This window comes from Bradyrhizobium niftali (assembly GCF_004571025.1).
GTDB classification, from domain to species: Bacteria; Pseudomonadota; Alphaproteobacteria; order Rhizobiales; family Xanthobacteraceae; genus Bradyrhizobium; species Bradyrhizobium niftali.
On record NZ_SPQT01000004.1, the window covers coordinates 271,621 to 293,448 of the forward strand.

Genomic DNA, 21,828 nt, shown 5'->3' on the forward strand with positions numbered 1-21,828 from the left:
CCGCCGCTCGGCCGTGTTAGGTGATCGCGAGATGCGGGTGTAGCTCAATGGTAGAGCAGCAGCCTTCCAAGCTGAATACGAGGGTTCGATTCCCTTCACCCGCTCCAGCCTTTTCAAAGACTTACCGAGAGGGTCTGATTTCATTCTGACAAATGGGCTGCTTCGCACGTTCTGCTGCTCGTTCTCCGATCGACTGTTTCGCGTGTCGCTTGATACGCTGTCGTATTCCCCGCACTGCTCTGGACTGACCGAGGTGCGAGCTCTTCAAAAGCCGAATATCTTGGTTTGGAGAAGAGGTACTGAACGCGCGTGTCGAAATCGGCGACGATGGCGCAAAATAGGACGGGTCGAACACAGGGCTTGGGAAGATTTGCTAAGATGAAGCGAGCGGCTACCGTGTCGCGTCGGTCTGTCGGATATGACGAGATTAGCGCGATCCAAAGGGGAGATCGCGGCTCCGCAATCGTCCTCGGCGAATAGCCCAGCGTTCATGGCTATGGCGCATGATACGATCGAGCGCTGCCGGCGAACCCAATGTTTTTTCGGGCATGCAGGCGATGACTGCATTCCGATCCTCGATGCCTTGCTCATCAACGATCCACGTCCGCAGTTCCTCACCGGCTAGCCGAGCGGCGATCCGGTCAGGTGTCGGATCAATGTCGTTGGACACCGTCACGTTCATCACTATCCGGCCGCCCGGTGCCAAGCGCGAGCGGATTGCGTCGCATGTCGCGGCATCGAACTCATCCGTGAACCGAAATCCCGGTCCTCCGACGTCGACAGCAATGCCGTCGTAGTACGTGCGATCATCGAACACGAATTTCCGAAAGTCGGAGACGATGCAGGGCAATTCGTCCGGCAGCTCGAAGAACTTGTGTGCAAGTACGAAGCTGATCGGGTTGTTGTCGACAATGGTCAACCTCTTCCCAAGACGCGACAGTCTTGTCGCAAGATTTCCGCCGCCGCAGCCCAGAACGAGAATTTGTTCGGAGCGGGACAGTAGTTCGTCCATGAGCTTGACGTAGGTGAATACGCTTTCGCCATCGGGCGTTGCCTGACTTTGCCGCACGCCTTCTTCGAAGTACACGCGGGTTCCGTCCCAGGAATACTCAACGATTTCGATCTGCCCGTTCCGCCCTTGATAACGCCCCAGCAATTTCACGGCCGACAACCATATTAAATTCGAACATCATAACACATGCACCAAACATCTGTTATCATGTGATTTGCAATGCGCCAACCGTTTCGGGAACGGCGCATAATGCTTCCGTATCTTGCGAGAAAACCGGGTATAGGGGCTTCGCTTCGGGCGCCTCAGTTCGATCCAACGAATTGGATTTTCATGTGATCTATTATGCATCGAAACTGATGCTTGAAACAATAATTCGGATAGTCTAGATATACTGAATAGAAATCTCACGGGAAACGGCCATTTCATGATTACGGCCAACCAACTCAGGGCAGCTCGTGCGCTCCTGAACATAGATCAGCGGCAAACTGCCGATCTTGCAGATCTTTCGGTCCCTACCATCCAGCGCATGGAGGCGAGCGACGGCGTTATTCGCGGGAACGTCGATTCTCTGATGAAGCTGGTTTCTGCGCTGGAGAATGCGGGGATCGAATTGATCAATCCGGGTGTTACGAGTTCAGCCGGCGGCCGCGGCGTTCGCCTCAGGGAACACCTTACGAAGCCGAAGGTGAAGAACATGAAGCAGTCCAAGCCCTCGCTACCGCGGACTTTGGAGCGGACTCGATGAATGGCGTGGTTCTCTAACAACGGATTTTCAGATCGAAGTGCTTTGTCAGGGCCACCCCTGCAGCGAACTCCACGTGGATCAATGGCAGCAACTCGATGAATGAGACCACCGGGTCGCGCCTGGATACGCTGGAATCATTATCCAGATATTGTGCAAAAAAGATCGCCAACGGCGTTATCATAAGGACCATTGCGGCGTGAACCCGCCCCGCGATCAAGCCGGCGTGAAATAGCCGAAATCGTCTCCCGAGCCTCAAGTGGAAGTGGCGCTTCTTGCCGCTCGATCGAGCAGGGAAAGAAGTCCCTGCAAGATCGCAACGGGCGGTGGCGGGCAGCCCGGAATATGAAGATCGACGGGAACGATTTGCGAGACCCCTCCGACCACCGCGTAGCTGCCGGCAAAACACCCGCCATCTCGTGCGCAGTCGCCGAGGGCAATGACCCATTTCGGGTCGGGGGTCGCATGGTAGGTTCGCTCCAGTGCATCGCGCATGTTTTTGGTCACGGGCCCCGTGACCAAAAGAACGTCGGCGTGGCGTGGCGAGGCGACGAAGCGAATACCAAAACGTTCGACGTCGTAATAGGCATTGTTCAGCGCATGGATCTCCAACTCGCAACCATTGCACGACCCGGCATCTATTTCGCGGATCGAGAGGCTCCGGCCGAGGCGCCGCCGTGTGGCGCGCTGAATCGCAGCCGCGAGTTCCTCGACAGCTGTCTGGTCGAGGGCTGGAGCCTGCTCCGTGAGCGGCCTCTGGAAAAAACTCTGAAAGAGAAGTTTGCGCATCGTCTTCCCCTACAGATCCTGCCCGGAATAGGAACAATTGAACGATTTGTTGCAGAGGGGGAAGTCGGCGACGATGTTGTTTTCAATGGCGGCTTCGAGCAGCGGCCACTGAAACCATGATGGATCGCGAAGATGGCAGCGATCGACCTGGCCGCCGTCGAGCCGGAGCCAGACCATGATGTCGCCCCTGAAACCTTCGACCAACGCCATGCCCTCGCGCGGTCCCGCTTCGGCACTGACTGGCACGCGTAGCGGGCCGTCGGGAAGGCGGTCCAGAATCTGGTTGGCCAGGGAAAGACTCTGCTCGACTTCCCGAATCCGAATCCAGACGCGGGCGTTCACGTCACCCTCCTCGAGCACCGGTACCTCGAAGCGCAGATCGTCATAGGGCGGATAGCCCGGAGCCCGCCGGGCGTCGAACACGCGCCCGGACGCGCGCCCGACATATCCTCCCGCACCGTACTGTCTTGCCATCGCAGCAGCGACGGTGCCGGTACCGACGGTCCGATCCTGAAGCGACGCGGTGTTGTCGTAGAGTTCGATCAATTCGGGAAAGCGAGCTTGGACATTGGCGAGCGCCGCACGGATGGCTGATTGCCCCTTGGCGTCGAGATCGCGAGCCAATCCGCCGGGAATGATGACGTCTCGCATCAGGCGGTGACCAAAGGCGCTGTTCGCAGCGCGCAGAAGGTCCTCGCGCAACACGTTGCAGTGGGCCTGCATCAAGCCGAAGGACGCGTCATTGCAGATCGCGCCGATGTCGCCGAGATGGTTGGCGAGCCGTTCGAGTTCCGCAAGCAGCGCCCGCAACCAGACCGCGCGACTCGGCACGACAAGCTGCAGCGCTGCCTCGACGGCCCTCGAAAAGGCGTAGGCATAGGCGACGGTGCTGTCGCCCGATACGCGTCCGGCCAATTGAGCGGCGCGCTCGATCGATGCGCCTCGCATGAGCCCCTCTATCCCCTTGTGGGTATATCCCAGCCGCTGTTCCAGCCGGACCACGGTTTCCCCGCTGGCGGAAAAGCGGAAATGTCCGGGCTCAATGATGCCTGCATGCACGGGCCCGACTGCAATCTGATGCACGCCATCGCCTTCCACCGGCAGGAAACGGTAGGGCGCCGCGATCGATAACGCGTCGATGCGATCTCCAAGCGGGAACCGTATGCCCCAATGGTTGTGATCGAGCCAGCGCCGGGGGTCGGGCAAGCCTTCTGCGGATAAGCCGAACAAGTCGTTGACGGTACGTTCCAAACGAAGCGCCGGCGGGTGGTGCTTGCTGACCGAGGGATAAGCGCGATTGGGGCAATCGATGCTGACGACAGCGATTTCCGTTGTGTCGCGGTCGATGATCGCCATGTGTGCCGTCGAAGGCTCACCCCAGAGGCCGAGCAGGCTCCAGCGCCCCTGTGCCAGCTCGTTGGCGGCAAACGCCCAAACGGAAGCATCGACCACGGTGCGTGGCCAAGGCATGTGCTGCCGGCTCGTGCGGCCTTCCAGCACCAGATCGATCAGCGACGGCATATCCCGTTCATCCCTCAATTATCCAAGAAGACGAGCCACGTGCTGGAACCAGACGACGAGCGGTGTGGGAAGATAGATTCCTGCACACAGAACTAATGCGATATGCGCAAGCATCGGCACGTAGGAGGCTTCCGCAGACGCGGTGCTGCCGCGAGGTTCGCCAAATGCGACGCTCGTCAGACGCAACGTCAACGCGCCAAAGGCAAGTAGAAGCCCGAACACCAGCGCGATCGCGAGCAGTGGCTGCCGTGCGAAGGTCGAACTCACGATGAGGAATTCGCTCATGAAGATGCCGAGCGGCGGCAATCCGGCGATTGCGACGACGCCCACCACGAAACCCCAGCCAAGCGCCGGATGGGTCACCGTCAAGCCCCGGATCCGGTTAATCCTCTGCGTGCCCTTGATCTGCGAGATATGGCCAACGGCGTAGAAGATCGCCGACTTGGTCAGGCTGTGCATTACCATGTGCAACAGCCCGGCAAAATTGGCAAGCGGGCCGCCCATTCCGAACGCAAAGACGATGATGCCCATGTGCTCGATCGAGGAGTAGGCGAACAGTCGTTTGATGTCCCGCCGGCGGTACAGCATGAATGCTGCGAAGATCAACGAGACGAGGCCCATTGTCACCATCAACGGGCCCGGAGCGATCGCGTCCGGATTGGCGGCAAGCAATATCTTGAAGCGCAGCAGCGCATAAAGCGCGACGTTCAGGAGCAGGCCCGACAGCACGGCCGATATCGGGGTTGGACCTTCGGCGTGGGCGTCCGGCAACCACGCGTGCAGCGGCGCGAGGCCGACCTTGGTTCCGTAGCCGAGAAACAGGAAAATGAAAGCGACATTGAGAAGGGCTGGATCGAAGGCCGCTGCATGCTGGATCAACAGCGTCCATATCATGCCATCCTGGCCCTCGCCGACGATCGGACGCGCCGCCATGTAGACGAGAATCGTGCCAAACAGGGCGAACGCAATTCCGACGCTGCCGAGGATGAAATACTTCCACGCCGCTTCCAGGGCAGCGTGCGTGCGATAGATCCCGACCATCAGCACCGTGGTGAGCGTCGCGATTTCCACCGCGACCCACATCAGGCCGATATTGTTCGACACGAAAGCCAGATTCATGCCGAACATCATGGTCTGGTACATGGCGTGGTAGAAGCGCAGGTACACCGGTGTTAACCGGCCGGTTTCGAGTTCGTGGGCGATGTAGCTCGCGCTGAAGATGCTGGTCGTGAAGCCTACGAAAGTGTTGAGCACGATGAAGACGATATTGAGATCGTCGACCAGCACGTACGGCCCTGGCTGGGGCCGTTCGATAACGAACAGCGAGAGCGCCGAAACGAAAGTCAACAAGCTGGCGACTACGTTCAACCGCGCTGTCAGTCGGTAGCCGGGCAGCACGGCAAGCAGCGCCGCCGAAACGATCGGGATCAGCAGGACCGCCGCCACGGGATCTAAGGAAGCCATGGTCATCTGCGCTCGCCCCGGTAATCGTCGAGGGCGGAGACATCAACGGAATCGAAGCGCTCGCGGATCCGGAATAGGAAGATGCCGATGACGATGAAAGCGATCAGGATCGAGAAGGCGACGCTGATTTCGACGACCAGCGGCATCCCTTTGGCGCCGGTCGCCGCCAGCACCAGTCCGTTCTCGAGCGACATGAATCCAACGACCTGACTGACGGCATTGCGCCGCGTCACCATGACCAGTAGTCCGAGAAGCACGACCGACAATGCGAAGGCGAGATCTTCGCGGGCCAATGGATCGGCATCGGCGGTCACCCGCAGCATCAGGACCATGGAGAGGGCGACCAATGCCATCCCGGCCAGCATGGTCAGGCCGATGCTCACGGCTGACTCGATGTCGCGATGAATGCCGAGCTGCTTGACGATACGATGCAATGCCACCGGAATGACGATTGCCTTGAAGACAAGGGCGATGACCGCCGTGATGTAGAGATGAGGCGCGTCCTGGATGTAGGCCTGCCAGGCGACGGAGAGTGCGAGTACCACGGCGTGGAGTGCAAAAACGTTGAGCAGCGAATAAAGTCTGTCCTGGTACAGCATCATGAAGCTGATCAGGACGAGGCCGCCGGCAAGCGTATGCGAGATGTCGAAGGCGAGGCTGTGCATCTGCATCAGAAACTCCTCGACACGAATAGAAGGAGCGTACCGAGCAAGCCCAGCATGAGCGCGGCTCCAAGAAATTGCGGAATGCGGAAGACCCTCATTTTGGCGGTGGCGGTCTCGAACAGCGCAAGGAAAAAGCCGGCGGCCGCCAGTTTGACGACGTAGGCACCGGCGCCGACGGCGTAGGCCAACGGGCCAGTGCCGAACAGGGCGATCTTCCAGGGCAAGAACACGCAAGCGATTAGCGAGATGTAGAGCAAGAGTTTGAGAAACGCGCCGAATTCGATCATGGCGAGATGGCGGCCCGAATATTCGAGCACCATTGCCTCATGCACCATGGTGAGCTCCAGGTGAGTGGTGGGATTGTCGACCGGGATGCGCGCGTTTTCGGCCAGCGCCACCATGATGAGTGCGATGACCGCCATTCCCAGTGAGACCCGCAGTCCGACGTAGGACGAGCCCATGAAATTGGCGACGGTCGAAAGTTGGGTCGAGCCTGCAACCAGCGCAATGCAGAAGAAAACCAGCAGCATCGCGGGCTCGGCGAGGGCTGCGATCATCACTTCGCGGCTGGAGCCGATGCCGCCAAAGCTGGTGCCGACGTCCATTCCGGCAAGCGCCAGAAAGAAGCGCGCGCTTCCGAGCAGCGCAACGATGGCGATCAGGTCGGCCGTCCAGTTGAACAACAGGCCTGTCGCAAAGGTCGGCACCAAAGCGGCGGCAACCCAGATCGCGGCAAAGGTCACATAGGGTGTCACGCGGAACAGCCACGAGGTGTTCTCGGCCAGCACCACCTCCTTGCGAAGCAGGCGTAGCAGATCGCGATAGGGCTGAAAGACCGAGGCACCCTGGCGGCGCACCAGCCTTGCCTTGATCTTGCGCACGAAGCCGGTCAGAAGCGGCGCAAGGAGCAGCACCAGCAGCATCTGCACACCCAGCACGATGATGTCCGAGATCACGACCATATCGCAAGCACCAGAAGCAGGGTGACGAGGGTGGCGAAGACGAGACTGAGATACCGCCGGATGGTCAGGAATTGCAGGCGGTTGAGCCGGTCGGAAGAAAAGCCGACCGCGCCCACGATCGGTAGATAAATTCCCTCCCAGACCAGATCGTGCAATTCGATCCTGAACCGCGCCGGCCTGACATCTCCGGGTGCGGGCATATCGACATGGTCGCGGGCGCGGAACACGAGTGTGCCGAAAACGCGGCGGATCGGCTGCGCGAAGCTTCCAGCCGAATACTGGGCCGCAGGAGTGGGATCGGAAAAGCCGCAACCCCAGGCGGGCCCCCGCCGTACCGCGTGCGAGGCGAAGCGATGGATCACGAAGACGGAAAGGGAAGCGGATAGCGTGATGAATATCATCACCAGCAATCCGTTGTATGAACTGCGGCTCTCCGCAATCGGTGCGATTGAAAGCCAGGGTTCATTGGCCTGGATCGGCATGCGGCCACCCAGGATATCGATCGTGATCGGCGCAAGCGCATCGATCACCAACCCCGGCAGGATTCCGGCGAGCAGGCAAAGTGCGGCAAGGATAATCATGGCTGACAACGAGTAGCGATCGACCTCGTGGGCGGTTTCTGCTGCCGTACTGCGCGGCCGCCCGAGAAATGTCACGCCGAACGCCTTGACGAAGCATGCCGCGGCCAACGCAGCCGCCAGGGCCAATAGCGCGCCCACCGCGGGCACCATGATCTTCAGTGCCCATTGCGGCAATTCCGGGCTTTGCAGCACGGCCTGGAACATCAACCATTCCGAAACGAAACCGTTGAAAGGCGGCAGTGCGGAGATCGCGACGCAGCCAACGAGAACGACGAAGCTGGTGAATGGCATGCGATGGATGAGACCACCGAGCTTGTCCATGTCCCGCTCGCCGGTCGCAGTCAGGACGGCGCCGGCTCCAAAAAACAGCAGGCTCTTGAAGAAGGAGTGGTTGAGTACGTGGAACAGCGCGGCGGTGAAGGCCAGTGCTGCCGCCAGCTTCTGCCCATTGGCCTGAAAGGCCAGGGCAAGGCCGAGGCTCGCAAAAATGACGCCAATATTCTCAATCGTGCTATAAGCCAGCAGACGCTTCAGATCCTTCTCCATCAAGGCGTAGAGAATCCCCATGACGGCGGTGATGCCGCCGAGGAAAAGCACGACGACGCTCGCCGGCCAGATTGGCTGCCCCAGCAGATCGAATATGACGCGAATGAAGCCGTAGATCGCCACCTTGGTCATGACGCCGCTCATCAGCGCCGAAACGTGACTTGGCGCTGCGGGATGTGCGAGCGGCAGCCAGACGTGCAACGGCACAAGGCCAGCCTTTGAGCCTGCTCCGAGCAACATCAGGATCAATACGAGGGTGGCCACGTAAGGCGTGTGGCGGGCCGCGCGAATGGCCGCAAATCCGTAGTCTCCCGTCGGTCCTGCCAACAGACCGAAGGCCAATAGTAACGCCAGCGTACCGAAGCTCGCCATGACCAGATAGACGTAACCTGCCTTCGCATTGCCTGACTCGCGGTGATGCGCCATGACCAGCGCCCATGACGCCAGCGACATAAACTCCCAACAGAGCAGATAGGAAAACGCATCGTCCGCCAGCACCACAAGATTCATGCCGGCCAGAAAGGCGGGAAAGAAAGGCAGCACGCGATGCGGCGCTGGATCATGGTGGCCATAGCCCAGACCATAAAGGCTTGCTGACGCCCCACCCAGATTGACCACAACGAGAAAAAACGACGCCAGCGCATCCAGGCGGAAATGGGCGCCAAGCCACGGTAGTCCGACCGGCAAGACCAGGCCGGAGGGATTCGGGGCCTCGCCGACCAGAAAGCGGATCGATCCGAACAATGCGACAAGGGAAACTGCCGTGGTGGCGCAGTAGATGATTGTCGTGGAGGTCTTTGCGCGACTGAGAATGATCGCGAGCACGGCGATCCCCAACAATCCCGCGACGCATGATATTTGCAGAACGACGGAAGACATCAGGCAGAGCCCCTCGTTCCGTTCGATGATTCTTGTTCTGTCTGATTGTGCGGGTAGGTTTTTGCCGAACCCGAATTCATCTTCAGTCGCACTCCGCGTCCTTGAGAGTTGCTGACGGCGCCTTCATCGATCATCTCGATCCCGGCTGCGTCGAATGCGGCGATCAACTTGACCAGCGAGCCGACATTGCCTCGAACTATCGTTTCGCTCGCCTCCATTCGCTGGATTGTTGGTACGGAGAGTCCGGAGAGTTCAGCAAGCCGGCGCTGATCGATGCCGAGAAGCAGCCTGGCAGCCCGCAATTGAGCTGCCGTGATCATCGATATCTGCTTCACCGTTCGGGATTCCCGACCAATATTAAATCATTTTTGTATCCTAACTAATGAGGTAATTCTGTCAATAAATGATATCTAGGATATCTATTCTAAGGGATCCATTTCGGGTGCTGGAATACGCGCTTGCGGGGGCCAGGCACAACGATCACCGCGCAGCTTGAGCGAGGACGTTTGCAGCAAACGGGCGTGTCTCGAATCGGGGGGGGGGCGGGAGGCGCGCCTGCCGTTTCTTCAGACCATGCCGTTGATTGCCGGCCTTGGCTCAGGTCAGCAGGAAATACTCTAATTTTCTCGAAGGCCGCCGGACGAGGACCAATGAGGCTTCAAATGCCCATCATCAGTGAATGTCGGTGTTGGTGGTTGCGAGTCCCCGCTTTGAACCAACCTCGCGGCGAGCAATCGCCATTCTGACAACGAGAAATTCCGTAACGATCTCAATGGGCCCAAAATGCCGAAAATGTCAGAACGGCCGCTAAGAGCACTGCAGGATTTCCCGACTTCCAAGCTGAATACGAGGGTTCGATTCCCTTCACCCGCTCCAAACAATCTCAGTAATTTAGTACGAATCGTCGGATTTCGTTCCGACAAATCATTCTGACAACACGACTGACGGCCGATTTGAAGTCGCCCGTATTCAGTCCGGCGTCGCGATGGATTGGAGCGTGAGAGGCTGGCTCGGGACGACGTCGCGACGGGTCGTGAACTAGCGATCCCAATCGACGCCGGCCAAGGCCTGCGACAACTGCTGAAGCAGCGCTTTCAAATGCTCCCGGTCGGCAGGGCTGAAGCTCTGCAATAGTCGCGTCTCGCGCTCACGCGAGATCTCCAGCAATTTTTCGGACAGCTTCCGTCCTTCGGCCGTCAGCTTGGCGAACGCGGCGCGGCCACGGGTTCGCGTCTGCTCGACCGAAATCAGTTTGCGTTCCTCGAGCAAGACGAGGCTGCGGCTCACGGCCGCCTTGTCCAGATCGGCCGCCCCCGACAGCTCGCCGACATTGAGCGACTGGGTGCTGTTGAGCACCATCAGTATGCGCCATTCCGTCAGGCTCAGGTCAAAGGCGCTGCGATAATAGGCCGTTGTGCCGCGGAGCAGCCGCGCGCCGATATTCGATACCAGCATTGCAACGTGCTCCTGCGCCAGGATGCCGTAGTGTTGCGGACGTTTCGGCGGCGCATCGTTGACCGTCAGTTGCTTGGTCGAAGGCATCGATGGATTCTCCCGGCAACTCGGCCAACCTAAAATGCCGCGGTTCCCGCAGCATTGATCTACCTCAAATTGCTTGACATGTCATTTATTGATGCATCAACATAAAACCGACGCCGGCACAAGTGCTGACCAAGAACCGGCGACGCATCAGGGTGGTATTCATGGCAGACGGCGAGATGGCCAATGCAAAGGGCCCGGGCAGGTACGCGGGTGCGATCGACTGCGATCTTCATCCGGCCGTGCCTGGCATGAATGTGCTGCTGCCGTATCTCGACGAATATTGGCGCGAAATGGTGTCCGTTCGCGCGCTTGATCGGCTCAATCTCGCTCTCACCAGCTATCCGCAGAACGCGCCGTTGTCGTGCCGTCCCGACTGGAAGCTCGCGGATGGCGAGAAGCCGGGTGCCTCGCTGCAGGCGATGCAGGAACATGTGCTGGACCGCTACCAGCAGCGGTTTGGAATCCTCAACTGCCTCTACGGCGCCCAGGTCATGCATAGCGGGGACATGGCGGCGGTGTTCTGCCGGGCGACCAACGACTGGATTCGCGATGAATGGCTGAGCCGCGATCCCCGGTTGCGCGCTTCCATCGTGATCGCGGCCCATAGCACCGAACACGCCGTCGCCGAGATCGAACGGCGCGCGGACGACATGCGGTTCGTGCAGGTGCTGATGCTGGTATCGGGCGAAGTTACCCTCGGCCGGCGGCAATTGTGGCCGATCTATCGTCTGGCAGAGAAGCATGGCCTGCCGGTCGGAATTCACGCCGGCAGCGCCTACCGCTATGCGCCCACCGCGGTTGGATGGCCGTCCTATTTCGTCGAAGACTATGTGTCGCAATCAGCCGCCTTCGAGAATCAGTTGCAGAGCATGATCTCCGAAGGCGTGTTCGCCAAATTCCCCGGACTCAAGGTGGTCGCGATCGAATCCGGACTGACCTGGCTGAGCGGCTTTGCCTGGCGCGCCGACAAGACCTGGAAAGGGGTCCGCGCCGAAGTCCCCTGGGTGACGCGCGCGCCATCGGAGATCGTTCGCGAGCACGTTCGCTTCACGGTCCAGCCGATCGACGCAACCGACGAGGCGGCGGCGATCCTGCGCCTGATCGATCACCTGCGATCGGACGAGCTATTCCTGTTCTCGACGGATTATCCGCACTGGCAGTTCGACGGCGATGCGGCGTTGCCGGATGGGCTTTCCGCAAGCCTGTTGCGCAAGATCGTCAGTGACAATGCGCTTGCGACCTACCCGCGGCTGGTGAAGGCCGATCGAGCCATGGAGATTGCCGTATGAGCATCGTCGAACTCGAGCGAAGCGGCGCCGCCAGATCCAGGCTTCGGATCATCGATTGCGATATCCATCCCGCGATGACTTCCTGGACCGAGGTTCATCCGTATCTTGCCAAGCAATGGATCGATCACCTCTCGGTCTATGGCAGCCATTTGCGCCACGCGTTTTCCGAGGCACTGTCGCATCCGCGGATGTCGCCGGATGCGGCGCGGGTCGATGCCTATCCCGAGGAGGGCGGTCCGCCGGGCTCAAGCCTCGAGTTGATGCGCACGCAGCATCTCGATCCCAACGGGGTCGAGACCGGCATGTTGATCCCGCTGCGCTGGAACCCTGGCAGCCAGCGCAATCTGGATTTCGGCGTGGCGCTGACGCAGGCCATGAACACCTGGCAGGTCGAGCGCTGGGTGAAGAACGAGCCGCGTCTGCGGGCATCGGTCCTGATCGCGCAGGAGGACACCGGCGCTTCGGTCGCCGAGATCGACGCGCGGGCCGGCGATCCGAACTTTACCCAGATTCTGGTATTGCCGAAGACCGACGAACCCTTCGGCCGCCGCCGCTACTGGCCGATTTTCGAGGCGGCGGTGCGCAGCAATCTGCCGATCGCCATCCATGTCGGCGGCACCAATGGCCATCCTTCTACCGGCGGAGGCTGGGCGTCCTACTACATGGAAGAGCACAATACGGTGGCGGAAACCATGCAGGCGATCCTGACCAGCCTGGTGTTCGAGGGCGTGTTCGAGCGCTTTCCGCAACTCCGCGTCGTGATCATGGAAGGCGGGCTCGGCTGGATCCCCTCGCTGACCGCGCGCATGGACAAGCACTGGTCGCGCCTGCGCAGCGAGGTGCCGCACCTGAAACGGCCGCCGTCGGAATATATCCGGGAACAGGTGTGGTTCACGACCCAGCCGATGGAAGAGCCCGGAACTGCCGCGCAACTGATCGATCTGTTCGACCGGATCGGCTGGGATCGTTTGCTGTTCTCGACCGACTACCCGCATTGGGACTTTGACGATCCGCGCTACGCCTTCCGCGCCAACCTCAGCGAAGCGCAGCGCGACCAGCTTCTCTATGGGAACGCGCAGGCGTTCTACGGGCTGCCGTGATGGCGCGGCACGTCGTTGCAACCGTCGATGACATTCCTGCCGGCCAGCGCATGCTGGTGAAGGTGGGAGGGCGGGAAATTGGCATCTTCAATATCGGCGGGGAGTTTTTCGCCGTCAGCAACCGTTGTCCGCACGAGGGCGCATCCCTGTGCAAGGGGCGCATCGTCGGTCTGGTGGAATCCAGCGAGCCAGGGTCCTACCAGTTCAGCCGGCGCGGCGAACTGTTGCGCTGCCCCTGGCACGGCTGGGAGTTCGACTTAAGGACCGGAAAATCCTGGTGCGAGCCCGATCGCACCAAGGTTCGAAGCTACGACCTCAAGGTAGAACCGGGCGGGGCCCTCGTCGAAGGCGAGCTTCAGGCCGAAACGTTCCCGGTCGTGATCGAGAAGCAATATGTGGTGATCGAAGTCTGACACCTGATCGATGCGGTCGATCGGCAAAATAAGAAACCGCGTGGAGGATGAAGTGTTCTTGAAGCTGAAGAGAATTGCCCTCGCTGTCCTGGCGGCCGGTTTCGCATTGCCGGCGTCGGCTCAGGATGCATCCTGGGATTCTGTCGTCGCCGCGGCCAAGAAGGAAGGCAAGGTCGTCGTCTACAATATGGCGCTCGGCGCGCCTTACTTCACGGCGGTCGTCAAATCGTTCGAAAAGGAATACGGCATCGCCGTCGAGAGCCTCGATTTGCGCGCCAGCGAACTGGTCGAACGCATCCGGACCGAGCAATCGGCGGGACGGTATCTTGGCGATGTCGAAATGGTCACCACGACCATGATCGAGGAGCAGCTCAAGAACGGCGATTTCATCCAGAAACTGCCGCCGGTCCCGAATGCCGCGAACCTGCGGCCGCCGTTCAAGGCCACCGAACACAGCGTTCCCGCCTACGTCCAGCCGATGGGAATTTTGATCAACACACGGCTTGTCAAGGGCGACGACGTTCCCAAGAGCTGGAACGATCTGAATTCGCCGAAGTGGAAGGGCAAGCTGCTGTCCGACGACATGCGTCCGCTCGGCAGCGGCAACACCTTGTTCGCGGTGCTCCAGAACAACATGGGCGCCGAGTTCAACGAAAAGCTGGCCGAGCAGAAACCCGTCTTCAGCCGCGATATGCGCAACGACGCTCGCCGCGTCGCCCGGGGGGAATATCCGATCTACATCACGCAGGTGTTCGCCTTTGCCTCCGATCTCAAGGGCCTGCCCGTGAAGGTGATCGTGCCGCAGGAGGGAGCGCCCTATGCCCAGATGGATCTCGCGATCCTGAAGAACGCCTCGCATGCCAATGCGGCACGCCTCTTCATGCAGCATTTCCTCAACCTCGACTCCCAGGCGCTTTACGCCAACGCCTGGATGCTTCCGGTCGTGAAGGGCGCGGCCGAGCGCGCCGATCCTGACGCGCAGCCTTATGCCAACGCCAGGCTGATGGGCATGGCGAAATTGTCCGAACGGCCGGACATGATGTCGCTGGCCAAGAAACTTTACCCCTGAGGCGCTGGCAGATGGCTCTTTCGGCCGACGACCGCATAGCCGATATCGTAACAGCGCGGTCGCGGCTACCTCACGTGCGGCGATTCCTCAACGGCGCTCCGGCCAGCCGCGTCGTCGGGCTGACGCTGCTTGCGCTCGTTCTCGCCTTTCTGTCGGTCTACCCGCTGTCGATGCTGCTCTATGGGAGCCTGCATTCGACGCCGCCGGGCGTTGCCGGCGTCTTCACGCTCGACGGCTACCGCGACATCGCTTCGCAGCAAAATCTGCTCACGCTGCTCAATACCGTCGGCATCGCGCTGGCCAAGACGATCCCGTCGCTGATCCTGGCCGTCCTGCTCGCCTGGATTCTGGCGAGGACTGACACGCCGTTTCGCGGAACGCTGGAGGTACTGGTCACGCTGCCGTTCTTCATTCCGCCGATCCTCACCGCGATGGCCTGGGGCATGCTGGGCAATCCGCAGGTCGGACTGTTGAACCAGCTCTACCAGTGGATCACCGGATCGACCGCGTCGCCGATCAACGTCTATTCCTATGGCGGCGTCGTCTGGCACATGATGCAGTATTCGGTGCCGTTTCTCTTCCTGCTGATCGTCGACGCCTTTCGGGCGATGGACCCGAGCCTTGAGGAAGCCGCGCGGATGTGCGGCGCCACCCGATTGCGGACCTTCTACACCGTCACGCTTCAACTGATGCTGCCGGCGCTGACCGGGGCCGCGATCCTCAGCTTCATCAGGGGAATCGAGAATTTCGAGTCACCGCTGTTCTTCGGCTCGCCTGCCGGCATCCACGTCATCACGACTGATATCTACGACTCCATCAACCAGCGCTCGCCACCGCAATATCAATATGCCACCGCGATAAGCTTCGTGATCATGGCGCTGATGTTCCTGATCATCTTGATGCAGTGGCGCATCCTGCGCGGCCGCAGTTTCCAGACCGTGACGGGGAAGGGCTATTCGCCCGCGGTCATGAAGCTCGGCAGATGGCGCTGGGCGACGTTCGCCTTTTGCGCGCTGTTCTTCGCCGTCACGGTGGTGCTGCCGGTGAGCCAGCTTCTGATCGGATCCTTCTTCAAGTTCTTCGGCTTCTACGAATGGGAGATGCTGACGCTCGAGCATTATCAGGCGGTAGCGGGCAGCAGTGAGTTCTGGCGGGCCTTTGGCAATACCATGCTGTTGGGTCTTGTCGGCGCTACGCTGACCATGCTGCTCGGCGGTATCGTCGCCTATGTCTCGGTCAGGACCAAATGGCGCGGACGTCGTCTGATCGACGCAATGGCGTGGTTGCCCTGGATGATGCCGGGCATTGTGCTGGGCGTGGGCTTCCTGTGGGGATTCGCGCTGCTGCCCCATGCCATTCCGATCTATGGGACGATCTGGGCACTGCTGCTCGCCTACATCTCGCTCGGAACGCCGCTCTCGGTGCGCGTCATGTCCAGCGCCTACGGTCAGTTGTCCTACGACCTCGAGGAATGCTCGCGCGTGCACGGGGCGGGCTGGCTGCAGACGATGTGGCGCATCATGATCGCGCTGGTCTGGCCCTCCTTTGCGGTGGGCTGGGTCCTGATCTTCTTCGGAATCATGCGCGAGTTGAGCGCCTCGGTGTTGCTCTATTCCGTTGGCTCGGAAGTTCTGTCGGTCGTGCTCCTGAAACTCTGGGCCAACGGCAGCGCGGAACAGGTGAGCGTGATCGGTCTCATCATGATGGCCATGGTGATCGTTTTCAGATGGGTGCAGCTCCGCGTCATCAAGCGATGGATTGGCGCCTTGTGACTGGATTGGGTGTCTGATGTCAAATGTCGTCCTGGAGAAAGTCAGCCGGAAGTTCGGCGAGTTCGCGGCCGTGAACGAGATTGATCTTCGCGTCGCTGAAGGCGAGTTCGTGACGCTGCTCGGGCCGTCCGGCTGCGGCAAGACAACCACTTTGCGGATGGTCGCAGGCCTTGAACAGAATACCAGTGGCCGGATCAGCCTCGGGAACGAGGTGGTCAGCGACGCGGCTTCGGGCGTGTTCGTTCCATCGGAGCGGCGACGCCTCGGTATGGTTTTCCAGTCCTACGCGATCTGGCCGCATATGACGGTTTTCGAGAACGTTGCATATCCATTGCGGGTGCGCCGTCGTCCCTTGGCCGAAATCCGGGATCTGGTTTCAAGGTCGTTGCGTCTCGTCGAAATGGAAGGCTTCTCCGAGCGCCCTGCGCCGGCTCTGTCGGGCGGTCAGCAACAACGCGTAGCCATTGCGCGGGCGCTTGTGTTCGAGCCGAAGGTGCTTCTTCTCGACGAGCCGCTGAGCAATCTCGACGCCAAGTTGCGGTTGCAGATGGGCGACGAGTTCCGCGCGATCCAGCGACGGCTCGGCATGACGACCCTGTATGTCACGCATGACCAGTCGGAGGCGATGGCGCTGTCCGACCGCGTGGTCGTGATGGATTGGGGACGAATCCAGCAGGTTGGTGCCCCCGAGGACATTTACCGCTACCCGGCCAATCGCACGGTCGCGGGATTCTTCGGCAACCCAAATCTCCTTGACGCCAGTGTGGAGGCATGCGCGCGCCTGGAGGGAGGTCGGGTTCAGCTTGATGTCGTCGGGCACGGTTGGCAGGGCCGATGCGAGGCTGCAACCGAAGTGCAGCCGGGACAAACCGTCACGGTGATGGTGCGGCCGGAAGACATCAGGATTGCGCCCGCCGGCACCGACAAGGATGGGCTGCGATGGTCGGGCCGGATCGCCCACACGATCTTCCGTGGCCCGACAAGGTCGATCGTGGTGGAGATCGAGGACGGTCGCCTCAATGTCGATGCTCCCGCCTTTGGCGGCTATTCGGTCGGCGACAATGTGACGGTGGTCGTTCCTCGGCACGCGGCTTGGGCCGTCGGGTAATCATGTTCAAGACGAACGCGATTGTAACCAATCTCGCAAACCACCTATCGTGCGAAATCCGTCCGCCGCGTAGCAGCGGACGGAGGGAAGGAAAGCCTGCATCATCTCGGCGAGTGCATGCCCTGGACCGAGATCGAGCACCCTGCTGACGCCGAGCTCCGCAAGCGCTTCCAGCGTCGCCGACCAGTCGATCGGGCGCGCCACCTGGCAGGCGAGCTTTGCTGTTGCATTGCTGGCAGAGAAGATGCGCTCGCCGTCGCCTCCGGCGAGCAAGACTCGCTGATTTGCGATGGCGGAGCGTGTGCTGGCGTCGAGGGTCAGTTGGAAGGGGCGGCAGGCCTGTTCGAGCTGCCGCGTGTGCGACGCGATTCTCACGGCGAGAAGACCTGTGCGCATGGCGCCTTGTCGGGCCGCTTCCTGGCAGAGGTCGATCACGTCCTGCTCGGCGCCTCCGACGACAACGAGACGATCGGGGTTCCTGATCGCGATCTCGCAGCGATGCTTTCCGAGCAGGCGTTCGAGCGCGGCCGGGTCGAGCCCGCGGACATAGCCGAGACGGCCGTCGGGTCCGGCGACGCTGTCCATCAGGCGCGCGCGAACAGCCGTTAGTCGCAAGGCTTCATCTGCGGTCCATATCCCTGCAATGCTCCAGGCGGTCATCTCGCCGACGCTGTAGCCGGTGACGGCCGTAGGTTCGGTCAGGAGATCGGCAATGCAGGCATGGATCGCGAGCGTCGATGTGACGGTCAGGATCTGGCTGACATGGTTGGCGGACAGCTCGTCTGCGCTGTGCGTCCGGACGAACTCCCGTGGATCCTCGCCGAGACACGCAGTCGCCGCGGTGAAAACGGGCTCTGCGGCAGGCTGATCGGCGGCCAGATCGAAGATCTTGTCCGAGAGGGTGCCTTGTCCACCGCAGAGCAGGGCAAGCATCAGGGGGCCAGCCGATCGACGAAGAGGGCCATGGCCAGCAGATCCGCCGAACCGCCGGGACTGAGATTGCGCGCCACGAACGCGTGATGAATGTCGATGGCTCGCTCGCGCCAGCCGCGACGTCCGACGCCTCCGGCGGCAAGAAATGCGGATGCGCCGGCCTGCGCGAAATGCAATCCCTCCTCTCCGCCGCGATGCAGGAGGTTGGTGTCGGTGACATCAGCGATGAGCGTCATGCAGGTCTGAACGCGGACTGCTTCCTCATCGCAGGGCGCGAGCTTTCGTGCAGCACGCAGGGCGGGCAGGGCGATCTCGTAGACCGATGGGAAGCCGCACGCCGCTTCCGCCCTGGCGCCGCCGGCACCGTAACGCCGCGAGGCCATGGCGCCGTGGCTGCGCAAGGATATGGGACCCGAAAGGATGTCTTCGCCCCAGCGCCGCGACACCAGATCGCCAAGCGATTTGCGAATGCCGAGCGCACCGCGATATCCGGCCGCGGCGCAGAGCAGACCCAGTCCGAAGATCGCGCCGCGATGCGTGTTGACGCCTCCGGTTTCCGCGAGCATGGCGCGCTCTGCGGCGACCCCGATCGCGCGCAGGCGGCTCATGCCGGCGCCCTCGGCTCCGGCAAGCGCCAGATCACGGAGGAATGGCCTCAAGGTGTCGGCGCTGCGGCACAAGAGCTCGGCGTCCATGTCGCTGTGCGCGCCATTGTCGACATGGCTGACGAGCCCCGGTTTCGGATGGGTTTCAACTTCGAGCTTCAGGCAAAGCGACGCCAGATCGCCGAGCTGCTCCGCATCGAGCGCGTTGGCAGGTGTCGATTGCCATCTCAGCGCGACGTTCACGACAGATTCCCCGACAGAAATGCGGCGCGCGTCGTGCTGATGACGCCGGCGGGGCCTTTCACGAGGACTTCATCCTCGTCAGCTCCGATGAGCTCGCGCCATTGGACCCCTCCCGTGCGACCAACGATCTCGCCGTCCAGCCGCATCGGAGCCTGCTTCGCGATCCGGCCGATGTCCGACGGCAGAGTGTCGGCGTGCCTTGCCGGCGACAGCGGCCAGAGCAGATCGAGGTCCGAACTGTCGGAAAGATAGGGCAGGCCGGTGAGGTGCTGCCAGGCCAGGCTGCCGAAGGTGAGGGTCTCCGGCAGAAGCTGGAGCAGCAGGCCGATCGTCTCCTGCCAGTGTGCAGGCGCCGCGGCGGCCGCATCGGCCAAGGTTGGCGGCGCGGCGGATGCGATGATGTCGGCGGGCGCGAGCGCGAGCGCGATGCGCCGTTTGCCGTGGCTGGGCGGCAGCGGCAGGCCGAGCGGAATCATGCCGGCAGCATCGCTGCAAGCCGGCCGGCGAACGATGAGGGGATGGCCAGCGCGCGCCCAGCCGTCGATGGTCGGTTCGCTGGCGAGTTCGGGATGGCGGCTCATCACGACAGCCCATCCGGCTACAGATGCCTTCACCATCGTGTGACGTGCGAGCGCTTCAGCCATGTTGCGCGCCCCGCTGCGCGACCGCGGCGAGCGCGACGACCCGATCGGCGATCTCGGCCGACTTCCGGCGTCCGCCACGCTCTGCGCCTAGCCGGCCACGATCATCCTGTCCTGCAGGCCGCTCCAGCACGGCCGCAAGCTGCGGCGCCAGGGGCGAGGTTTCATCCCAGACGACGTGAATGCCGCCGGTCTGCACCATATTGTCGAGCCCGGGCGCGAACACGGGCGTCGCTTCCGCCTTGGCCTTCAGCACGTCAATCGAAAGCTTGGTGACCCGCGCCATCGACGGCAGATCCATCACGGCGGGATGCGCGCCGGGAAGTGCCACCAGCGTACCGGTGGCAAGAGCAGTGGCGATGAACGCACCGGCCGCGCTGCCGCCATAGAGCAGGCCGACGGTGCGATGTCCCTCGGCTTCCGCCATCAGCAGGGCCTTGGCAAGATGCGACAGATACTCGCTGAGGCCCAGCAGCTCGTCGCGCTTGCTCATGCGCTGGCTGGCAGAATCCACCAGGACCAGGATCGGCGCACGGTCGCCTGACTTGACGATATCGATCACGCGCCCCGCGAGCACAATGGCTTCGTTCGCGCCGAGGGGCCGTCCTCGCGTGATGCCGAGTAGGTGGATCAGTCCTCCGTCAGGCAGGATCGCCCTTCCAGCAACTATTGAGCCGATGGCCTCGATGTCGTGGCCGTTCGGGAACAGGCCGGCCAGGATATCATCGAGCGTCATCGGCGTTCTCCCTTCTCTTTGCCGCGCGCAGAAACGCGTCGGTCGGAAGCGCGGGGATCTCGGTCGGCGCGTCGATACCAAGCGTCTGCCAGATATCGACGGCGTCCTCGGCTTCGCCGAAACGCTGCAGCCGGCGCTCCAGGCGATTCTGCTCGGCTTCGAGAACGTTGGTGTCGCAGCCACGCTTGATCTTGAGCGCGTCGATCGCCGCCTGGCGAAACGCCAGCGCCTCGTCGTCGACGAACGTGTCGGCGCCGCCGATGAGATAGCGGTGCTTGCCGCCCATGGTGCGCCACACCAGCGCGCGGTCGCGCGAGTCGAACTCCTCGATGCCTCTGTTGGTCTCGATCACCTCGGGGCCGCTGACGCTGATCCGGCCCTGCTCGGACACGATCAGGCGCGAGCAGGTGCCGGCGATCAGGCTGCCGCCGCCATAGCATCCGGCGCGGCCGCCAATCAGTCCGACGACGCTGACGCCCGTACGCCGCACCTCGATCACCGCGCGCATGATTTCTGCGATCGCGAGCTCGCCGGCATTGGCTTCCTGAAGCCGCACGCCGCCGGTGTCGAACAGGATCAGCACGTCCTGACGAAGGGCGCGCGCGGCGCGCAATAGCCCCGTGAGCTTGGCGCCGTGGACTTCGCCGAAGGCGCCGCCCATGAAGCGTCCTTCCTGGGCGGCGATGAGCACCGGCGTGCCGTCCAGGCGGCCATGCCCGATGACGATGCCGTCGTCGAACTGTTCCGGCAGGTCGAAGATCGAAAGATGCGGGCTGATCTCGCGCAGTTCGGGGCCGATGTATTCGCAAAAGCTGCCGGCATCGACCAGCGCGTCGATGCGCTGTCGGGCGCTCGCCTCGTACCAGCTCAGCGAAACATTGTTGGCTGCGACCTGTGTCATCGTTCCGGCTCCTCGATCTTGCGGACGCCTTGCGCAAGGCGCAGCGCGACCGTGTCCGGCCGGGCTCCGCCGTCATTGATGGAGATGCGCAGGCCGCCGGCAGGGCGGCGGGCGACGAAATCGCGGACCACGGCGTCCCACACTGCGCCGAAGCCATGGGCTGCGGTTGCGATATCGATCGTGCACGTGTCGGTAGGCGAGGCGCGTTCCAGCAGGACCTCGAGATTGCCGGAGGCGACGACGCCGACGATCGCCTGCGCGCGGGAGCCGCCGGCGGATCTGGCTGCGGTCAGTCTGAAGCTGAGCTTTTCCATG

General features: G+C 61.7%; 22 protein-coding genes and 1 tRNA gene. 8 read left to right on the forward strand and 15 right to left on the reverse strand.

Going from position 1 to position 21,828, the window contains the following annotated elements; genetic code table 11:
• Positions 1-33 precede the first annotated feature (33 nt).
• Positions 34-107, forward strand: a tRNA-Gly gene (locus E4K65_RS12075).
• 320 nt (positions 108-427) lie between these two features.
• Here E4K65_RS12075 and E4K65_RS12080 read toward each other — a convergent pair.
• Positions 428-1,162 carry a polyamine aminopropyltransferase gene (locus E4K65_RS12080; RefSeq protein ID WP_235885586.1) on the reverse strand — a complete coding sequence of 245 codons (735 nt, stop codon included), beginning with the start codon at positions 1,160-1,162 and terminating at the stop codon, positions 428-430.
• A gap of 274 nt (positions 1,163-1,436) precedes the next feature.
• On the opposite strand from E4K65_RS12080, the gene E4K65_RS12085 reads away from it, so the two are divergent.
• Positions 1,437-1,757 carry a helix-turn-helix domain-containing protein gene (locus E4K65_RS12085; protein WP_135174338.1) on the forward strand — a complete coding sequence of 107 codons (321 nt, stop codon included), beginning with the start codon at positions 1,437-1,439 and terminating at the stop codon, positions 1,755-1,757.
• Between the two features lie 252 nt (positions 1,758-2,009).
• Here the strand turns inward: E4K65_RS12085 and E4K65_RS12090 are convergent, their stop codons facing one another.
• The 8 genes from E4K65_RS12090 to E4K65_RS12125 form a co-directional block, all read right to left on the reverse strand.
• Entirely contained in the window at positions 2,010-2,543 is a 534-nt protein-coding gene (locus E4K65_RS12090; protein ID WP_135174339.1) for an NADH-quinone oxidoreductase subunit B family protein, read from the reverse strand.
• Between the two features lie 9 nt (positions 2,544-2,552).
• On the reverse strand, positions 2,553-4,064 hold the full coding sequence (locus tag E4K65_RS12095) for a hydrogenase large subunit (protein ID WP_135174340.1): 1,512 nt from the start codon (positions 4,062-4,064) through the stop codon (positions 2,553-2,555).
• 18 nt (positions 4,065-4,082) lie between these two features.
• On the reverse strand, positions 4,083-5,534 hold the full coding sequence (locus E4K65_RS12100; protein WP_135174341.1) for a hydrogenase 4 subunit F: 1,452 nt from the start codon (positions 5,532-5,534) through the stop codon (positions 4,083-4,085).
• Positions 5,531-6,193, reverse strand: coding sequence for a hydrogenase-4 component E (locus E4K65_RS12105; RefSeq protein ID WP_167770753.1), 663 nt, complete (start codon positions 6,191-6,193; stop codon positions 5,531-5,533). Before E4K65_RS12105 ends, E4K65_RS12100 begins: the two co-directional genes overlap by 4 nt.
• Positions 6,194-6,198: 5 nt before the next feature.
• On the reverse strand, positions 6,199-7,155 hold the full coding sequence (locus E4K65_RS12110) for a respiratory chain complex I subunit 1 family protein (RefSeq protein WP_135174343.1): 957 nt from the start codon (positions 7,153-7,155) through the stop codon (positions 6,199-6,201).
• Positions 7,146-9,161, reverse strand: a complete 2,016-nt coding sequence (gene hyfB, locus E4K65_RS12115; RefSeq protein WP_135174344.1) for a hydrogenase 4 subunit B — start codon at positions 9,159-9,161, stop codon at positions 7,146-7,148. Before hyfB ends, E4K65_RS12110 begins: the two co-directional genes overlap by 10 nt.
• Positions 9,161-9,481 carry a helix-turn-helix domain-containing protein gene (locus E4K65_RS12120; protein WP_167770741.1) on the reverse strand — a complete coding sequence of 107 codons (321 nt, stop codon included), beginning with the start codon at positions 9,479-9,481 and terminating at the stop codon, positions 9,161-9,163. The genes hyfB and E4K65_RS12120 overlap by 1 nt, the downstream gene beginning before the upstream one ends.
• 718 nt (positions 9,482-10,199) lie before the next feature.
• A complete protein-coding gene (locus tag E4K65_RS12125) occupies positions 10,200-10,703 on the reverse strand; it encodes a MarR family winged helix-turn-helix transcriptional regulator (RefSeq protein ID WP_025576577.1) in 504 nt (167 codons plus the stop codon).
• A 161-nt stretch (positions 10,704-10,864) separates the two neighbouring features.
• Here E4K65_RS12125 and E4K65_RS12130 point away from each other — a divergent pair, with 161 nt between their 5' ends.
• From E4K65_RS12130 to E4K65_RS12155, 6 genes are all read left to right on the forward strand, one after another.
• Complete coding sequence (locus E4K65_RS12130) at positions 10,865-11,992, forward strand: amidohydrolase family protein (RefSeq protein ID WP_235885587.1); 1,128 nt, start codon at positions 10,865-10,867, stop codon at positions 11,990-11,992.
• On the forward strand, positions 11,989-13,092 hold the full coding sequence (locus E4K65_RS12135; RefSeq protein WP_135174346.1) for an amidohydrolase family protein: 1,104 nt from the start codon (positions 11,989-11,991) through the stop codon (positions 13,090-13,092). The genes E4K65_RS12130 and E4K65_RS12135 overlap by 4 nt, the downstream gene beginning before the upstream one ends.
• Positions 13,092-13,505, forward strand: coding sequence for a Rieske (2Fe-2S) protein (locus tag E4K65_RS12140; RefSeq protein WP_135174347.1), 414 nt, complete (start codon positions 13,092-13,094; stop codon positions 13,503-13,505). Before E4K65_RS12135 ends, E4K65_RS12140 begins: the two co-directional genes overlap by 1 nt.
• A gap of 58 nt (positions 13,506-13,563) precedes the next feature.
• Positions 13,564-14,574: an ABC transporter substrate-binding protein gene (locus tag E4K65_RS12145; RefSeq protein WP_235885588.1), complete on the forward strand. Its 1,011-nt coding sequence runs from the start codon at positions 13,564-13,566 to the stop codon at positions 14,572-14,574.
• Between the two features lie 74 nt (positions 14,575-14,648).
• Complete coding sequence (locus E4K65_RS12150; protein WP_235885589.1) at positions 14,649-16,346, forward strand: ABC transporter permease; 1,698 nt, start codon at positions 14,649-14,651, stop codon at positions 16,344-16,346.
• 16 nt (positions 16,347-16,362) lie between these two features.
• Entirely contained in the window at positions 16,363-17,454 is a 1,092-nt protein-coding gene (locus E4K65_RS12155) for an ABC transporter ATP-binding protein (RefSeq protein ID WP_135174350.1), read from the forward strand.
• Positions 17,455-17,460: 6 nt separating this feature from the next.
• On the opposite strand, the gene E4K65_RS12160 is transcribed toward E4K65_RS12155, so the two are convergent.
• The 6 genes from E4K65_RS12160 to mdcC are packed head-to-tail and all read right to left on the reverse strand — an operon-like array spanning position 17,461 to position 21,827.
• Positions 17,461-18,387 carry an acyltransferase domain-containing protein gene (locus E4K65_RS12160; protein WP_135174351.1) on the reverse strand — a complete coding sequence of 309 codons (927 nt, stop codon included), beginning with the start codon at positions 18,385-18,387 and terminating at the stop codon, positions 17,461-17,463.
• On the reverse strand, positions 18,387-19,235 hold the full coding sequence (mdcB, locus tag E4K65_RS12165; protein WP_135174352.1) for a triphosphoribosyl-dephospho-CoA synthase MdcB: 849 nt from the start codon (positions 19,233-19,235) through the stop codon (positions 18,387-18,389). The genes E4K65_RS12160 and mdcB overlap by 1 nt, the downstream gene beginning before the upstream one ends.
• The gene (gene mdcG, locus E4K65_RS12170; protein ID WP_135174353.1) at positions 19,232-19,879 is read right to left on the reverse strand and encodes a malonate decarboxylase holo-[acyl-carrier-protein] synthase; all 648 of its coding nucleotides are present in this window, start codon (positions 19,877-19,879) and stop codon (positions 19,232-19,234) included. The genes mdcB and mdcG overlap by 4 nt, the downstream gene beginning before the upstream one ends.
• A complete protein-coding gene (gene mdcE, locus E4K65_RS12175; RefSeq protein ID WP_135174354.1) occupies positions 19,872-20,612 on the reverse strand; it encodes a biotin-independent malonate decarboxylase subunit gamma in 741 nt (246 codons plus the stop codon). The genes mdcG and mdcE overlap by 8 nt, the downstream gene beginning before the upstream one ends.
• A complete protein-coding gene (locus E4K65_RS12180) occupies positions 20,599-21,513 on the reverse strand; it encodes a biotin-independent malonate decarboxylase subunit beta (protein ID WP_135174355.1) in 915 nt (304 codons plus the stop codon). Before E4K65_RS12180 ends, mdcE begins: the two co-directional genes overlap by 14 nt.
• Positions 21,510-21,827 carry a malonate decarboxylase acyl carrier protein gene (gene mdcC / locus E4K65_RS12185; RefSeq protein WP_135174356.1) on the reverse strand — a complete coding sequence of 106 codons (318 nt, stop codon included), beginning with the start codon at positions 21,825-21,827 and terminating at the stop codon, positions 21,510-21,512. Before mdcC ends, E4K65_RS12180 begins: the two co-directional genes overlap by 4 nt.
• Between the last annotated feature and the right edge of the window lies 1 nt (position 21,828).

What these genes read in the sequence shown, in the direction of transcription:
- mdcC (WP_135174356.1), bottom strand. Translation starts at nt 21,827, where the DNA reads ATGGAAAAGCTCAGCTTCAGACTGACCGCAGCCAGATCCGCCGGCGGC.
- mdcG (WP_135174353.1), bottom strand. Translation starts at nt 19,879, where the DNA reads ATGGCTGAAGCGCTCGCACGTCACACGATGGTGAAGGCATCTGTAGCC.
- E4K65_RS12100 (WP_135174341.1), bottom strand. Translation starts at nt 5,534, where the DNA reads ATGACCATGGCTTCCTTAGATCCCGTGGCGGCGGTCCTGCTGATCCCG.
- E4K65_RS12105 (WP_167770753.1), bottom strand. Translation starts at nt 6,193, where the DNA reads ATGCACAGCCTCGCCTTCGACATCTCGCATACGCTTGCCGGCGGCCTC.
- hyfB (WP_135174344.1), bottom strand. Translation starts at nt 9,161, where the DNA reads ATGTCTTCCGTCGTTCTGCAAATATCATGCGTCGCGGGATTGTTGGGG.
- E4K65_RS12085 (WP_135174338.1), top strand. Translation starts at nt 1,437, where the DNA reads ATGATTACGGCCAACCAACTCAGGGCAGCTCGTGCGCTCCTGAACATA.
- E4K65_RS12120 (WP_167770741.1), bottom strand. Translation starts at nt 9,481, where the DNA reads ATGATCACGGCAGCTCAATTGCGGGCTGCCAGGCTGCTTCTCGGCATC.
- mdcE (WP_135174354.1), bottom strand. Translation starts at nt 20,612, where the DNA reads ATGACGCTCGATGATATCCTGGCCGGCCTGTTCCCGAACGGCCACGAC.
- E4K65_RS12140 (WP_135174347.1), top strand. Translation starts at nt 13,092, where the DNA reads ATGGCGCGGCACGTCGTTGCAACCGTCGATGACATTCCTGCCGGCCAG.
- E4K65_RS12090 (WP_135174339.1), bottom strand. Translation starts at nt 2,543, where the DNA reads ATGCGCAAACTTCTCTTTCAGAGTTTTTTCCAGAGGCCGCTCACGGAG.
- E4K65_RS12130 (WP_235885587.1), top strand. Translation starts at nt 10,865, where the DNA reads ATGGCAGACGGCGAGATGGCCAATGCAAAGGGCCCGGGCAGGTACGCG.
- E4K65_RS12135 (WP_135174346.1), top strand. Translation starts at nt 11,989, where the DNA reads ATGAGCATCGTCGAACTCGAGCGAAGCGGCGCCGCCAGATCCAGGCTT.
- E4K65_RS12155 (WP_135174350.1), top strand. Translation starts at nt 16,363, where the DNA reads ATGTCAAATGTCGTCCTGGAGAAAGTCAGCCGGAAGTTCGGCGAGTTC.
- E4K65_RS12160 (WP_135174351.1), bottom strand. Translation starts at nt 18,387, where the DNA reads ATGCTTGCCCTGCTCTGCGGTGGACAAGGCACCCTCTCGGACAAGATC.
- E4K65_RS12125 (WP_025576577.1), bottom strand. Translation starts at nt 10,703, where the DNA reads ATGCCTTCGACCAAGCAACTGACGGTCAACGATGCGCCGCCGAAACGT.
- E4K65_RS12180 (WP_135174355.1), bottom strand. Translation starts at nt 21,513, where the DNA reads ATGACACAGGTCGCAGCCAACAATGTTTCGCTGAGCTGGTACGAGGCG.
- E4K65_RS12095 (WP_135174340.1), bottom strand. Translation starts at nt 4,064, where the DNA reads ATGCCGTCGCTGATCGATCTGGTGCTGGAAGGCCGCACGAGCCGGCAG.
- E4K65_RS12110 (WP_135174343.1), bottom strand. Translation starts at nt 7,155, where the DNA reads ATGGTCGTGATCTCGGACATCATCGTGCTGGGTGTGCAGATGCTGCTG.